At 70.6% G+C, this 14695-nt stretch carries 12 protein-coding genes; 9 read left to right on the forward strand and 3 right to left on the reverse strand.

The genetic code is table 11. The annotated features are described in order from the left end of the window. Window positions 1-29 precede the first annotated feature (29 nt). Window positions 30-1490 (reverse strand): CCA tRNA nucleotidyltransferase, encoded by a 1461-nt coding sequence (locus FBZ33_RS30945; RefSeq protein WP_088950785.1) that lies wholly within the window; start codon window positions 1488-1490, stop codon window positions 30-32. A gap of 126 nt (window positions 1491-1616) precedes the next feature. On the opposite strand from FBZ33_RS30945, the gene murJ reads away from it, so the two are divergent. The 7 genes from murJ (at window position 1617) to FBZ33_RS30980 (ending at window position 10026) form a co-directional block, all read left to right on the forward strand. Next, window positions 1617-3368, forward strand: coding sequence for a murein biosynthesis integral membrane protein MurJ (gene murJ, locus FBZ33_RS30950; protein ID WP_141911943.1), 1752 nt, complete (start codon window positions 1617-1619; stop codon window positions 3366-3368). Between the two features lie 446 nt (window positions 3369-3814). Next, window positions 3815-5428 carry a protein kinase family protein gene (locus tag FBZ33_RS30955; RefSeq protein WP_141911945.1) on the forward strand — a complete coding sequence of 538 codons (1614 nt, stop codon included), beginning with the start codon at window positions 3815-3817 and terminating at the stop codon, window positions 5426-5428. A 43-nt stretch (window positions 5429-5471) separates the two neighbouring features. Continuing rightward, a complete protein-coding gene (sigM, locus tag FBZ33_RS30960; protein ID WP_141913047.1) occupies window positions 5472-6188 on the forward strand; it encodes an RNA polymerase sigma factor SigM in 717 nt (238 codons plus the stop codon). Beyond that, a complete protein-coding gene (locus FBZ33_RS30965) occupies window positions 6185-7201 on the forward strand; it encodes a hypothetical protein (protein WP_141911946.1) in 1017 nt (338 codons plus the stop codon). The genes sigM and FBZ33_RS30965 overlap by 4 nt, the downstream gene beginning before the upstream one ends. Window positions 7202-7384: 183 nt before the next feature. Next, window positions 7385-8335: a thioredoxin-disulfide reductase gene (gene trxB, locus FBZ33_RS30970; RefSeq protein ID WP_141911948.1), complete on the forward strand. Its 951-nt coding sequence runs from the start codon at window positions 7385-7387 to the stop codon at window positions 8333-8335. Window positions 8336-8366: 31 nt separating this feature from the next. Beyond that, on the forward strand, window positions 8367-8690 hold the full coding sequence (gene trxA, locus FBZ33_RS30975; RefSeq protein WP_088950790.1) for a thioredoxin: 324 nt from the start codon (window positions 8367-8369) through the stop codon (window positions 8688-8690). A 172-nt stretch (window positions 8691-8862) separates the two neighbouring features. Next, window positions 8863-10026, forward strand: coding sequence for an N-acetylmuramoyl-L-alanine amidase (locus FBZ33_RS30980; protein WP_088950791.1), 1164 nt, complete (start codon window positions 8863-8865; stop codon window positions 10024-10026). 40 nt (window positions 10027-10066) lie between these two features. Here the strand turns inward: FBZ33_RS30980 and FBZ33_RS30985 are convergent, their stop codons facing one another. Further along, window positions 10067-10732, reverse strand: coding sequence for a GNAT family N-acetyltransferase (locus tag FBZ33_RS30985; protein ID WP_088950792.1), 666 nt, complete (start codon window positions 10730-10732; stop codon window positions 10067-10069). 294 nt (window positions 10733-11026) lie between these two features. Between FBZ33_RS30985 and FBZ33_RS30990 the strand changes: the two genes are divergently transcribed. Together FBZ33_RS30990 and FBZ33_RS30995 are read left to right on the forward strand one after the other, a co-directional pair. Further along, complete coding sequence (locus FBZ33_RS30990; protein WP_088950793.1) at window positions 11027-12340, forward strand: PLP-dependent aminotransferase family protein; 1314 nt, start codon at window positions 11027-11029, stop codon at window positions 12338-12340. A gap of 7 nt (window positions 12341-12347) precedes the next feature. Then, window positions 12348-13352 (forward strand): D-alanine--D-alanine ligase, encoded by a 1005-nt coding sequence (locus tag FBZ33_RS30995; RefSeq protein WP_141911949.1) that lies wholly within the window; start codon window positions 12348-12350, stop codon window positions 13350-13352. Between the two features lie 42 nt (window positions 13353-13394). On the opposite strand, the gene FBZ33_RS31000 is transcribed toward FBZ33_RS30995, so the two are convergent. After that, a complete protein-coding gene (locus FBZ33_RS31000) occupies window positions 13395-14576 on the reverse strand; it encodes a Cmx/CmrA family chloramphenicol efflux MFS transporter (protein ID WP_141911951.1) in 1182 nt (393 codons plus the stop codon). Window positions 14577-14695 lie beyond the last annotated feature (119 nt).

The raw sequence follows: 14695 nt of genomic DNA on the forward strand, positions 1-14695 counted from the left end.
GTCAGTTCCACTCGGGTTCGGTGCGAGGGCTACTCGACGAGGCCCTCGGCGCGGGCCCAGCGCAGCAGCTCGACCTCCGCGGCGTCACGGTCCAGAGGGCCGTGCTCAAGGCGCTGTTCCTTGAGGTGCTTCCAGGCCCGCCCGACCACCGGCCCCGGCGGTACGCCGAGCAACTCCATGATCGCGTTGCCGTCCAGGTCGGGACGGACCCGGGCCAGGTCCTCCTCGGCCGCGATCCGGGCGATCCGATCCTCCAGCGCGTCGTAGTCGGCGGCGAGCTGGGCCGCCTTGCGACGGTTGCGGGTCGTGCAGTCCGAGCGGGTCAGCTTGTGCAGCCGGGGCAGCAGGTCACCGGCGTCGGCGACATACCGGCGCACCGCCGAGTCCGTCCACTCGCCCCGCCCGTACCCGTAGAAGCGCAGGTGCAGCGCGACCAGCGCGGTCACCTTGGCGATGACCTCCTTCGGGTAGCGCATCGCCTTCATCCGGGCCTTGGTCAGCCGTGCGCCGACCACCTCGTGATGGTGGAAGCTGACCCGACCGTCGGGGGCCGCAGCCTTCGTCGCCGGCTTGCCCACGTCATGCATGAGGGCGGCCATCCGCAGGATGAAGTCGCAGCCCTCCTCCTCGTAGGAGACCGCGTTCTCGACGACCGTCAGGGTGTGCTCGTAGACGTCCTTGTGCTGCGCGTGCTCGTCGATCTCCAGCTTCAACCCGGTCAGCTCCGGCAGGAACCGTTCGGCCAGCCCGGTGTCGACCAGCAGCCGCAGCCCGGTGATCGGGTCGGCACCGCAGAGCAGCTTCGTGAACTCGTCGCGGATCCGCTCGGCGGTGATCCGGTCCAGGTCGGCGGACATCTCGCTCATCGCCCGGTGCACGTCCGGGTGCACGGCGAAACGCAACTGGGCGGCGAACCGGGCGGCCCGCAGCATCCGCAACGGGTCGTCGCCGAACGACTCCCCGGGGGTGCTCGGGGTACGGATCATCCTGGCCGAGATGTCGTCCAACCCGCCGTGCGGGTCGGTGAACCGGTGCTCCGGCAGGCTGACCGCCATCGCGTTGATGGTGAAGTCGCGCCGCTTCAGGTCCTCGTCGAGGCTGGTGCCGTAGACCACCACCGGGTTGCGGCTGACCTGGTCGTACGACTCCGCGCGGAACGTGGTGATCTCCAGCCGCAGGCCGTCGCGCTGGGCGCCGATGGTGCCGAACTCCCGACCGGTCTCCCAGATCGACTCGGCCCAGCCCTTGAGGACCCGCAGCGTCTCGTCGGGGTGCGCATCGGTGCAGAAGTCGAGGTCGTCCCCGAGTCGGCCGAGCAGGGCATCCCGCACCGAACCGCCCACCAGGTGCAACTCGTGACCGGCGCGGACGAAGCGGCGGCCCAACTCGTCGGCGACCGGGGAAACCCGGAGCAGTTCGGCGACGGCGTTGCGCTGCGCGGCGGTGAGTTCGCGGCGGTCGGCGGCGTGAGGAGCGGAAGCTTCGGACATGGGATCGCCAGCTTATCGGGCCAGGGTGTGATCCGATCCGCCGGGCGCGGGTAACGGGTGGGGGTTGACTATGGTCTGTGGCGTGCGGGTCGGTGTCCGGCTCGACGTACCCCTGGGAGGCTGGAGATGAGCGGCGGGCTCTACCGCAGCGCCAACGCCACGCCGGACGGCGGGCCCGGGGCCGGCGGACGTCCCGGCGACGGCGCCACCTTCATCTCCGCCGAGCCCCTGAACCAGCCGGCCCTGGAGTCGACCGCGCCACCGCAGGAGCAGGTGGGCGAGGCGAGCGCGGCGACGAACAGCGCGGTGATGGCCGTCGGCAGCCTGGTCAGCCGCGGCACCGGCTTCCTCCGCACCCTGGTCCTCACCGCTGCACTCGGTTCGGCGGTCGGCAACGCCTACACCACCGCGCAGATCCTGCCCGGGATGGTCTATGAGTTCCTGCTCGGAGGCATCCTCACCAGCGTGCTGATCCCAGTGCTGGTACGCCGGCGGAAGTTCGACGGCGACGGTGGCCAGGCGTACACCCAGCGGCTGTTGACCCTCGCGCTGCTCACCCTCGGCGCGGCCGCGGTGCTGGCGGTGATCCTCGCACCGGTACTCACCTGGCTGTACGCCAGCGACGAGTCGAGCACGGATTATCAAAAGCTGGTAACCGCCCTGGCCCGGCTCATGCTGCCGATGATCTTCTTCACCGGCCTCAGCGCATTGATCAGCGCGGTGCTCAACACCAGGGGGCACTTCGCCGCTCCGATGTGGGCACCGATCCTGAACAACATCGTGGTGATCGCCACCGCCGGCCTCTACATCGCGATCTACGGAACGAAGATCCTCGACCCGGGGCAATTCACCACCGGGCAGATCCTGCTGATCGGCGGCGGCACCCTGCTCGGCGTCGCGGTGCAGGCCTGCGGCCTGCTGCCCGCGCTGCGCAAGGTGGGCTTCCGCTGGCGGCTGCGGTTCGACTTCCGCGCGCTGGGTCTCGGTGAGCTCGGCCGCCTTGGCGCCTGGATGTTCTGCTACGTGGCGGTCAGCCAACTTGGTCTGATCGTGGTCTTCAACCTTCTCAGCCGGGTCGGGAAGAACGCTGCCGGCGCTCTGATCTACAACAACGTTTTCCTACTGCTGATGATGGCGCACGGCATCATCGCCGTCTCGATCATCACGGCGCTGATGCCCCGGATGAGCGCGGCTGCCGCCGACGGCCGGTACGCGGACCTGGCCGCCGACCTGTCCCGGGGCACCCGCACCGTCTCGGCGGTGCTCGCACCCATCGCGGTCTGCTACGCGGTGCTGGCCACGCCGATCGCCTTCACCCTCTTCCGGTACGGAGCGTTCAGCGACGAGGACGCCCGGTCGACGGCTCCGGTGCTGTTCTTCGCCGCCGTAGCCCTGGTGCCGTTCGCGGTCAGTCAGCTCTTCACCTTCGCCTTCTACGCCCTGCCAGACACCCGTACTCCGGCGTTGGTCAACATCCCGGTGGTGGCTCTGCGGGCCGGGGTCCAGATCGTGCTCTTCGCCGCCTTCTCGGCAAGCTTCGCGGCCTCCGGCATGATGATTGGCAACGCGGTCTCCTACCTCGCGGCCGCCGTAGCCTCGGCCTGGCTGCTCCGCCCACGGGTCGGCAGAATCGGCCTTGGTGGGATCATGCGCACCCTGGGACGGATCAGCGTCGCCGCACTCGGATCGGCACTGGTCGGTCTGCTGGTGGTCAAGCTGCTGCCCGGTGACGACACACCGAGCCGACTGGAAGCAATCGTGCAGCTCGTGATCGGTGGCGCGGTGATCGGCGGGACCTACCTGGGTCTGGCCATGCTGCTGCGGATCAGTGAGATCACCGAGGTGGTCGGCATGGTCCGCCGCCGCCTGGGTCGCTGACCGTCAGAACCCGATCACAAAAAGTTTCTGCACGCACGGACCGTGATCGCGGATCACCAGGCTGGGGATGCACCTGTGGATAACTCCGCGATTCGCCGGTCAACCACCGCATCGGCCTGTGGATAACCAACCGTACGGCTGAGCGTGCCGGGCCAATCGGTGGGAACATGCCAGTTGTAGGGAGGGGTCACGCCAGCCCAGCCCCGGCGTCGGTCACTTGCGGTGAAGCCGTAGATTAGCTAGTACATGTGCCAGCAACGTGGCTGACATCGGTCGTAACCGGACGAGCTCTTCGACTGCCGGGAACCCGCCGGGTACGGCGGGAAGATGACATGTCGAGGAGACGGGCAACCCAGGTAAGGTCGCTCTCGACGGGTACGGCAGGGGCCGACGCTGCGCGTCGACACCGGTCGGCCGGTTCCTTCAACGGCAGAGCGGGAAGCCACATGCCCAGCAGTGCGGGTCCATCGATCGACACGATCACCGAGGGAGGACGGGTGACCCAGGTCGGCGAGGGTCAGGAGGCGGACGAAAGCGCTCCTCCGGTCATGACCTTCGGTGCTCCCACGGCCGGTGAAGTCCTCGCCGAGCGGTACGAGCTGGTTGAGCACATCAACAACGACAGCGCGGGTCGGCTGGTCTGGCGCGGGGTCGACGTCATCCTGCGTCGTCCCGTCGCGGTGGTGCTGCGCTACCCGGGCGGCGACTCCGCCACCGAGATGCTTCAGGCGGCCGTCGCGGCCAGCCGGGTCATCCACCCCAACCTGGTCGGCGTCTACGACGCGATCGACGAGGCCGACCGCGCGTACGTGGTGCGCGAGTGGGTCGACGGGCAGTCCCTGCGGGACCTGGCGGCCGACGGTCCACTGGACCCGGCCCGGGCCACCGCGATCGGCAACGCCGTCGCGAGCGCTCTCGCCGCAGTGCACGCCACCGGCATGGTGCACGGCAACGTCCACCCTGGCACCGTCATGATCAGTGACGAGGGCCGCGTGGTCCTGGCGGACGCCCGCACCGATGGCGACGACAGCCAGGAGAACGACATCCGGGCGGTCGGCGGTGTCCTCTACTTTGCCCTGACCGGTTACTGGCCGCACGCCGAGGCACCGCTGCGCGGCGCCACCGCCGGCCACGGCCGGGCCGCCATCCCGGACGCCGTTCGCGACGCCGGGGGCGCCATCGCGGCACCTCGCCAGGTCCGGGCGGGTGTTCCCGCGTACCTGGACGACCTGACCATGGATCTGCTCGACGCCGAGATCGCGCCGCCGTCGTCCGATGTGCTCGCCGCCGAGCTGGCCCGACTGGACGTGCCGGCCGAGGAGGAGCACTACCTCGACAACAGTGGGCCGCTGCGGTTCGCCGCCGACACCGAGGAAGAGCCGTCGCCGCTGGCCGCCGCCGGTGGTCGCAAGGTCGCCGTGGGCATCGCCGGCCTGCTGGCGGTCGCCCTGGTCGGTCTGCTGATCGGGATCAGCACGCTGGGCGACGGCGACAAGGACCCGCAGGCCAACCAGCCTCCCGCTCCCACCTCCAGCGCCCCGGCCGGCGATGCCACCCCGGCCGCCACCGCGGTCCGCAAGCTGGCCGTCAAGGGCGTCCGGATCATCGATCCGGACAGCCAGAAGCGCGACGAGCTGGGCGGCGCCGACAAAATCATCGACGGCGACGCGGACAAGGGCTGGGGCACCGACACGTACACGGCGGCCAAGTTCGGCAACCAGAAGTCCGGCATGGGGGTCTGGCTCGACCTCGGCGAGCCGCACAGCGTCAAGTCGGTGCAGGCGGTGCTCTCCGCGACCGGCGCGTCCGCCGAGCTCCTCACCGGCACCACCTCGCCGCCGTCGTCCTCCAACGGCGACAAGCAGATGGTCCAGGCCTACAAGACCCCGGGCACCACCATCGGGCAGCCGTTCGAGGACCACGACGGCACCACCATGACGTTCAACGGGTTCGACGTCGACCAGAAATACCAGTACCTGCTGTTCTGGATCACCGAGTTGCCGGCCAGCGAGCGGGGCTTCCAGGTCGACGTCCAGGAGATCACGGTCCAGGGATCGTGAGCCCGGCACCTCCTCCGTGGCACTGCTTCCACCGGACGTGGTGATGGACGGGCACGCCACAGCTACCGATCTGGAGCTGTTGCGTGCCCATGTCGATGGCGACCGGCACGCTTTCGCCGAGTTGTTCCGCCGGCACCGCGACCGGCTCTGGGCGGTCGCCCTGCGGACCCTCGGCGACCGCGAGGAGGCAGCCGACGCACTCCAGGACGCCCTGCTATCGGCGCACCGGGCGGCGTCCCGGTTCCGCGGTGACTCCGCCGTCACCACCTGGCTGCACCGCATCGTGGTGAACGCCTGTCTGGACCGGATCCGTCGCCGGCAGGCACACCCGACAGTGCCGCTGCCGGACGGCAACCGTGCCGAGGACGGCTCGGGCACCGGCGGGATTGAGCCGGCCGCCGTGGCACAGGACCACGACACCGTGCTGGTCGTCCGCGAGGCGCTCGCCGCGCTACCCCTCGAACAACGCGCCGCGCTGGTGCTGGTCGACGTGCAGGGCTACCCGGTCGCCGAGGTCGCCCGCATCCTCGGCGTCGCCGAGGGGACGGTGAAGAGCCGGTGTGCCCGGGGCCGGGCCCGTCTGGCGGTGCTGCTCGGGTATCTCCGCCCTGCCGTGGCCGCAACGCCCTCGACACGATCGGACCCGGCCGGGATGGTCGGTGACGTGCCGGGCGTCACGCCGGGGAACCCAGGCCCGGCCGAGGGCGTCGGATCGGGGTCGAGCCGATACCGGCGGGACGCCAACCAGGAGGACACGTGACGACCGAGGGGTTCCGGGAGGTCGACGACGACCTCCTCGCTGACTACCTCGGCGGGGCGTTGGACGGCACCCCGCAGCAGGAGGAGGTCGCCCAGCTGGTGTCCGCGGACCCGGCCTGGGCCGAGGCGTACGCACTGCTGGCTCCCGCGTTGACGGAGGTCAGTGCGAGCCTGACCCGCTTGGCTGAGCCGTCACCGGAGATGCCGCAGGCGATCGTCGACCGCCTCTCCGCCGCGCTGGCCGCCGCGGAGCCGACGTCGGACGATTCCTCCGCCGAGCAGACCGCGCCCGGGGTCGACCCGGCCGCCGACACCGGGTCGCCGCTGGTCGTACCGGTGCAGGGCGGGGCCGGTCGCCGGCCCACCACCCCCGCCTCGTCCAGGTCGGGACGGCGGGCATCCACCGGCCCTGGTCGCCGCTGGCGTGAATGGGCCCGCCGTGGCGCACCGGTGGCCGCCGCCACGGTCGCCGTCGTCGCGGTCGCGCTGGGCCTCAACCAGTTGGCGACGGGCGTCTCGGACGACACCAGTGCCACCAGCGCCCAGGACCGGCCGGCCAGTGCGCCCGACGACGCCGCGGCGGCCGGCGCGGTCCGCACCACAGGGCCCGCCCTTCGCAGCGGTACGGACTACACCCCGCAGATCCTCGGCAACGAGCCGGGTGTCGGCACGCTGAGCACACCGACTCCCAGCCGAGTGAACGGCAACACCCCCGGCACCCAGCCGGAGGTGGACGACGAGGAAGGCCGGCGTCCCGCCGGCGACGGGCTGACCCAGTTGGCCCGGCTGACCGACGAGGCCGCGCTGGCGACCTGCCTGGCCGACGTGGCGGCCGAGCACGGCAACGCCCCACTGACGGTCGAGATGCTCGACTACGCGCGGTTCCAGGGCGAGCAGGCCCTGGTCATCCGCTTCACCGACGCGACCGGAGCTCGCTGGGCCTGGGTGAGCGGCCCGGAGTGCGGGGTGCCCGGGTCCGGCTCGGACAGCCGGTATTCGGCGCGGGTAGGGTGAATCCACGGTCAACGGCACGATGACCGCCCACGTGACCTGACCCACCGGATGCCCGGCTCGGGAATCCCCGGTTCGTACGATGACGTTCTGGAAGTCAGCTGCCGGCCCCACCCAGGCGTCGGCAACTCGGATCGGCATCGGTGCTCGCGCCGACGCCGAACACACACAACTCGGGAGACGGCAGTGGACGAGGTCCGCAACCTGATCATCATCGGCTCCGGGCCGGCCGGCTACACGGCGGCGGTCTACGCCGCACGCGCCAACCTGAAGCCGCTGATCATTGAGGGCGTGCAGTCGGGTGGTGCGCTGATGACCACGACCGAGGTGGAAAACTTCCCCGGCTTCGCTGACGGCATCCTCGGCCCCGAGCTGATGGACAACATGCGCAAGCAGGCCGAGCGGTTCGGCGCCGAGTTCCTCACCGACGACGTGACCCGTGTCGAGCTGGTGGACACCGGCGACGCCGGCTCCGGCGCGGTGAGCACCGTCTGGGTCGGCGAGACCGCCTACCGGGCCCGCTCCATCATCCTCTCCACCGGTTCGGCGTGGCGGCCGCTGGGCGTGCCCGGCGAGCAGGAATACCTGGGCCACGGCGTCTCCTCCTGTGCCACCTGCGACGGCTTCTTCTTCCGCAAGCAGCACATCGTGGTCGTCGGCGGCGGCGACTCGGCGATGGAGGAGGCCAGCTTCCTCACCCGCTTCGCCGAGTCGGTCACCATCATCCACCGGCGTGACTCGTTCCGGGCCAGCAAGATCATGGCCGACCGGGCGCTGAGCAACGAGAAGATCAAGGTCGAGTGGAACAGCACCGTCGAGGAGATCCTCGGCGACGACGGCAAGGTCACCGGCGTACGGGTCCGCAACGTGCACACCGGCGAGACCAAGGTGCTGGACGTGACCGGCGTGTTCGTGGCCATCGGCCACGACCCGCGCAGCGAGCTCTTCCGTGGTCAGGTCGAGATGGACGACGAGGGCTACGTCAAGGTCCAGGCCCCCGGCACCCACACCAACGTGCCGGGTGTCTTCGCCGCCGGCGACGTCGTCGACCACACCTACCGCCAGGCGATCACCGCGGCCGGCACCGGCTGTGCCGCCGCGCTCGACGCCGAGCGGTTCATCGCGACGCTCAGCTGAAGCAACCGAACACATCTGAGGAGGGGCCATAGTGGGAAAGACCAAGGCGGTCACGGACGCGAGTTTCGTCGCCGACGTGCTGCAGGCTGACAAGCCGGTTCTGGTGGACTTCTGGGCCGAGTGGTGCGGCCCCTGCCGCAAGGTTTCGCCGCTGCTCGAGGAGATCGCCGGCGAGATGGGTGACCAGGTCACCATCGTCAAGCTCAACATCGACGAGAACCCGGAGACCGCGCGGGCCTACCGCGTGATGTCGGTGCCGACGCTCACCGTCTTCAAGAACGGCCAGCCGGTGCAGTCGATCGCGGGCGCCAAGCCGAAGGGTGAGCTGGTAAAGCTCATCGAATCGGCCCTCTGACCAGCAGAAACACCAACCGGACCCCGTACCCGCTCGCCGGGTGCGGGGTTTCGTTGTCTCCGGGGCCCCACCGGCGACGTTTTTCCTGGCCCCAGCCACCTCACCGCCCCGGAACGCATAGCCTCAAGCCTGGGCCGCCCGGCCAGCCAGCGTCGTGCAGAGGGGGTCGTGCGTGCGTCCGATCCGACCCGGTGACCGGGGACCCGCGGTCACGGAGATTCGTACCATCCTGATCGGCCTCGACCTGCTCGCCGCAGCCGGGCCGCACGCCGACGAGTTCGACCTGGACACCGAGCGGGCCGTCCGGGCGTTCCAGCAGTCCCGAGGGCTCAGCGTGGACGGCCGGGTCGGGGCGGAGACCTGGCGAGCCCTGGACGCCGCCCGCTGGCGGCTCGGCGCCCGCACCCTCTACCACGCGGTCCCCGAGCCGCTCACCGGCGAGGACGTCCGGTCACTGCAGGAGCGACTGCTGGAGATGGGGTACGACGTGGGCCGCGCGGACGCCATCTACGGCGTCCGGACGTCCCGCGCTGTGGCCCAGTTCCAGCGCGAGGTCGGTCTCACCCCTGACGGCTCCTGCGGCCCACACACCATGAACGCGCTGCGCCGAATCGGCCGTAAGGTGGTCGGTGGCCGCCCGCAGTGGCTACGCGAGTCTGACGCGATCCGGCAGTCCGGGCCGGCGCTGGTCGGCAAGACGGTGGTCATCGACCCGGGGCACGGTGGGACCGACCCCGGGATGGTGGTGCCCGACGGGCCGCTGCGCTGGACGGAGGCCGACCTGGTGCACGACCTCGCCAGCCGGTTGGAGGGGCGGCTCGCCGCGTCCGGGGTGCGGGTGCAGCTCACCCGGGGGCCTTCGCCGGACCGTTGTCTGCCGGACACCGACCGGGCCGAGCTGGCCAATTCGCTCGGCGCCGACGTGTTCATCTCGCTGCACCTGGACGGCCACGCCAACCCGGATGCGGAGGGCGTCGCGACCTACCACTACGGCACCGACAACGGGGTGACCTCGGCGACCGGTGAGCGTCTGGCCGGGCTCGTGCAGCGGGAGATCGTCGCCCGAGCCGGCCTGCGGGACTGCCGTACCCACGCCAAGACGTGGGACCTGCTGCGACTGACCCGGATGCCCGCCGTCCGGGTCGAGGTCGGCTACCTCACCTCGCCCACGGACCGCGCCCAACTGGTCGACCCCCGGTTCCGGGACCGTGTGGTGGAGGCGATCGTGGCTGCCGTGCAGCGGATGTACTACCCGATCGAACGGGACGTTCCGACCGGCTCGCTGGACGTCAGCGAACTGCGGGCCGTCGTGGCCGCCGGCACCGTGGTCGACTGACCCTCCGCCTGAGTGCGGTCGCCGCGCGCGAGCCCGGCGGTCAGCCGTTGGTGGAACGGGTGGCCGGGGCGGGACGGACCGGGCGGAGCAGCGTCTCCGGGCTCATCGAGCCGAGCAACTTCTCCAGCGCGTACTCGACGTCGGACTTCCAGCTCAGCGCCGTACGCAGCTCAAGGCGCAGCCGGGGGAAACGCGGATGCGGACGTACGGTCTTGAACCCCACCGAGAGGAAGAAGTCGACCGGCGCCACGCAGCCACCCGAGGGGTCGTCCGCGTCGCCGAACTTGGCGTCGCCGAACGCCTCGATTGCCTTGATCCCACGCTTGGTCAGGTCCCGGGCGACGCCCTGCACCAACATCCGGCCCAACCCGCCACCGGCGAACGCGGCGACCACGTTGGCCGTCATCAGCAGTGCCGCGTCGGCGGAGACCGGCGAGGTCGGGAACGCCATCGAGCGGGGCACGTAGGCGGGTGGGGCGTACATCACGAAGCCGGCCGGCATGCCGTCGACGTACGCGAGCTTGCCGCAGGAGCCCCACTCCAGCAGCGTCTGGGAGACCCACGCCTCCTTCTCCAGGCCCGGATCGCCAGCGGCGCAGGCGCGCTCCGCGGAGACCGGATCGAGCTCCCAGTAGACGCACTGCCGGCACGGGCGCGGGAGGTCTTCCAAGGTGTCGAGGGTCAGGCTGACCAGACGTCGCGACATATGGAGTATCCCCACAATAGGCTCGGTGGTGAGACCGGCATGGAACGACAGCGCCGCCTTCCTGCCCCCGACGAGCGATCGTACGCCGCCGATCGGAGATGCGGGAGGGGACGCGCAGATGCCCACCACACCGGGGGACGCCGGACACGGTCCGCCATGTGGTCGATCCGTCTCGGCACGGTCGAGGTGCGGCTTCGGCGGACTAGGATCGACAATCGGTGTCCCACCGCCATGGTCAGCGGCTTGTGGGGTACCCGGGGCGGGAGCCACCCGAGCAGCGATCGAGGTGAGGTCATGACCGGCACGACACTCGACGACTACACCGACCGGTACGCCCGGCGGGTACGCGGGATGACCGCCTCGGAGATCCGAGCACTGTTCGCGGTCGCCAGCCGTCCCGAGGTCGTCTCGCTCGCTGGCGGCGCACCGTACATCGCCGCCCTTCCGCTGGACGCTGTCGGTGAGATGCTCGGCCGGCTCGGCTCGGAGCACGGCGTGACCACCCTCCAGTACGGCATCGGTCAGGGCACCCTCGAGCTGCGCGAGCGCATCTGCGAGGTGATGTCGCTCTCCGGGATCGACGCCGCGTGCGGCGCCTCTCCGGAGGACGTCGTCGTCACCGTGGGCGGGCAGCAGGCCCTGGACCTGGTGGCCCGGCTCTTCCTCGACCCCGGTGACGTGGTGCTGGCCGAGGGTCCGACGTACGTCGGTGCGCTCGGCGTCTTCCAGGCCGCCCAGGCGCAGGTCGTGCACGTACCGATGGATGAGGACGGGCTCGTCCCGGAGGCGCTGGAGGCGGCCATCGCCGACCTCGCCCGCGCCGGGCGTCGGGTGAAGTTCCTCTACACGATCCCCACCTACCAGAACCCGACCGGCGTGACGCTCAGCGAGGAACGCCGGGAACGGGTCCTCGACATCTGTGAGCGCGCCGGCCTGCTCGTCGTCGAGGACGACCCGTACGGTCAGTTGGGTTTCGAGGGTGAGGCCCCCGCGCCCCTGCGGGCCCGCCGCCGGGACGGGGTCTTCTACCTCAGCACCTTCTCCAAGACCTTCGCGCCCGGGCTGCGGGTCGGTTGGATCCTGGCGCCGCACGCGGTCCGCGACAAGCTGGTCATCGCCAGCGAGGCCCAGATCCTCTGCCCCAGCGGTTTCGCCCAGGCCGCCGTCTCCACCTACCTGGGCACGATGCCCTGGCGGCAGCAGCTCAAGGTCTACCGCGAGGTCTACCGGGAGCGCCGGGACGCCCTGCTCGACGCGATGACCGACCTGATGCCCGAGGGCACCAGCTGGACCACGCCGGCCGGCGGTCTCTTCGTGTGGGCCACCCTGCCCGAGGGGCTCGACTCCAAGGCCATGATGCCGCGAGCGGTCGCCGCCCGGGTCGCCTACGTGCCCGGCACCGGCTTCTACGCCGATGGCACCGGCACCGGCGCGATGCGGCTCAACTTCAGCTTCCCGCCACCGGAACGGATCCGCGAGGGCGTCCGTCGGCTGTCCGGTGTGATGGAGCAGGAGATCGCGATGCGCCGCGTCTTCGGTGCCGTGGGCGGTGCCGCCGGCCGACGCGGCCAGGCCGGCTCCGACGTGCCAGGGCCCGACTTGGCATGATGCCGGCATGGGTACGACCGCCGTTGAGCGCCTCCTCGTGACCGATTCCGTCGCCTCGCCCGACCTACGCGTCGTGGTGCTCGCGGGTGGGCTCTCCTACGAGCGGGACGTGTCACTGCGCTCCGGTCGCCGGGTGCTCGACGCGCTGCGCGCCGTTGGGGTGGAGGCCGAGCTGCGCGACGCCGACGTGGCGCTGCTCCCCGCGCTGGCCGCCGACCCACCGGACGCGGTGGTGATCGCACTGCACGGCGCCACCGGCGAGGACGGCTCGCTGCGCGGGGTGCTGGACCTGTGCGACATCCCGTACGTCGGCTGCGATGCCCGCGCCTCCCGGGTCGCCTGGGACAAGCCCTCGGCCAAGGCCGTGCTCCGCGAGGCCGGCATTCCCACCCCGGACTGGGTGGCCCTGCCGCACGATCGCTTCTCCGAGCTGGGTGCGGTCGCCGTACTGGACCGGATCGTCGACCGGCTGGGCCTGCCCCTGATGGTCAAGCCCGCCCAGGGCGGGTCGGGGCTGGGTGGCGCGGTGGTCCGCGACGCGGCGGCGCTGCCCGCGGCGATGGTCGGCTGCTTCGCGTACGACTCCACGGCCCTCGTCGAGCGGTACGTGCCCGGCATGGACGTGGCGGTCTCGGTGGTCGACCTCGGCGACGGACCGCAGGCGTTGCCGCCGGTGGAGATCGTGCCGCGTAACGGCGTCTACGACTACGCCGCCCGCTACACGGCCGGGCGAACCACCTGGCACGCGCCGGCCCGGCTGGACCCGGAGGTGGCCGCCACGGTCGCCGACGTGGCCCTCGCCGCGCACACCGCACTCGGCCTGCGGGACCTCTCCCGCGTCGACGTGATCGTGGACGCCTCGGGCCAGCCACACGTGCTGGAGGTCAACGTCTCGCCGGGCATGACCGAGACGTCACTGCTGCCGCTCGCCGTGCAGGCGGCGGGGTTGGACTTCGGCCGACTCCTCGGCACGCTGGTCACCCGGGCAGCGGCTCGTCTCGCCACTTCCTGATCTGCTCACCTCAGACACCCCCTGTCGAGGCGTTCGCGTGGGTCATCGAATCACCTGGCCGACGCGGGGTGCGATGAACCGCCGCAGCGGCAGGGCGATGAGCAGTGCGACCGTAACCAGGAGGCCGCTGACCCACGCCGGGCCAAGGTCGTTGGCGTTGGCCCCGAGCGTCGCTGCGGCAACGGCAGGGCCGCCAGCGGCACCGATGTTGAGCGCCGCGGTCGCATACGAACCTCCCATGGTGGGGGCTCCTGCTGCCTCATAGAGGACCCTGGCGATCAGGGTGCTGCCCAACGCGAAGGAAAGCGTGCCCTGCACGAACACGAGGAACAGAAGCGCCACCGGCTGGGCAGCCAGGGTCGCCAACGCGAACCAGCCGAGCAACAGCAACGGGCCACCGACTGCGATCACGAGGCCGGGACGCTGATCGGAGAGCCGTCCCGCGAGGGTGACGCCGAGGAAGGACCCAACACCAAAGAGCACCAGCACGACCGAGACCCACAGCTCGCCCAGGCCGGCGGTGTCAGTCACGATCGGTGCCAGGAAGGTGAATGTGGCGAAGGTGGCCGCGTTGACGAGGGCACCGAGCAACATGACCAGGGCCAGCCTGGGCATCGCGAGCTGGGCGATCTCGTTCCGAAGAGACGAGCCAGCCGGAGAGTCCCGAGAGGTCTTTCCGTCACGGGCCGGGATGCCCTTCATGACACCGAAGGCAGCGGGAAGGCAGAGCAGTGCGATCGCCCAGAAGGTTGCCCGCCAGCTGAGCACCGTGCCGAGGATTGCGCCGCCGGGAACTCCAGCGATGGTGGCCACCGTCGTACCCGAGAGCAGCACCGCCAGCGCACGCCCTTTCTGGTCAGATGCGACGAGCGTGGCCGCCGCGCTCAGTGCCACAGCAAGGAAGCCCGCGTTGGCCAGGGCGGCGATCACCCGGGTGATCAGCAGAACCGCGAAGCTCGTCGTGAGAGCGCCTACGACATGGGCCACGGCAAAAACCAGCACGAAGCACAGCAGGCTGGCCCGGACAGGCCACCAGCGCGCAAGCGCCGCCATCAGTGGCGCGCCGAAGATCATCCCGAGAGCAAACGCCGAAGTCAGAAGCCCGGCAGCCCCGACCGACACGTCGAGGCTTGCGGCGATGTCCGGCACCAGGCCGGCAAGCATGAACTCCGAGGTGCCCATGGCGAAGACCGCCACGGCAAGCAGGTACAGCGGCAGAGGCATCAAGAACTCCGAGGTGAGAGAGAACGAGGAGACGTCTCGTCACCGCGGCCAGCGCCCAAGGGTGCGCGCAAATCCCCATGCAGCGAAGGCTGCTGGGAAGCGGACTATGAACTCAGTGG

This window comes from Micromonospora sp. A202 (assembly GCF_006715105.1).
GTDB classification, from domain to species: Bacteria; Actinomycetota; Actinomycetes; order Mycobacteriales; family Micromonosporaceae; genus Micromonospora; species Micromonospora zamorensis.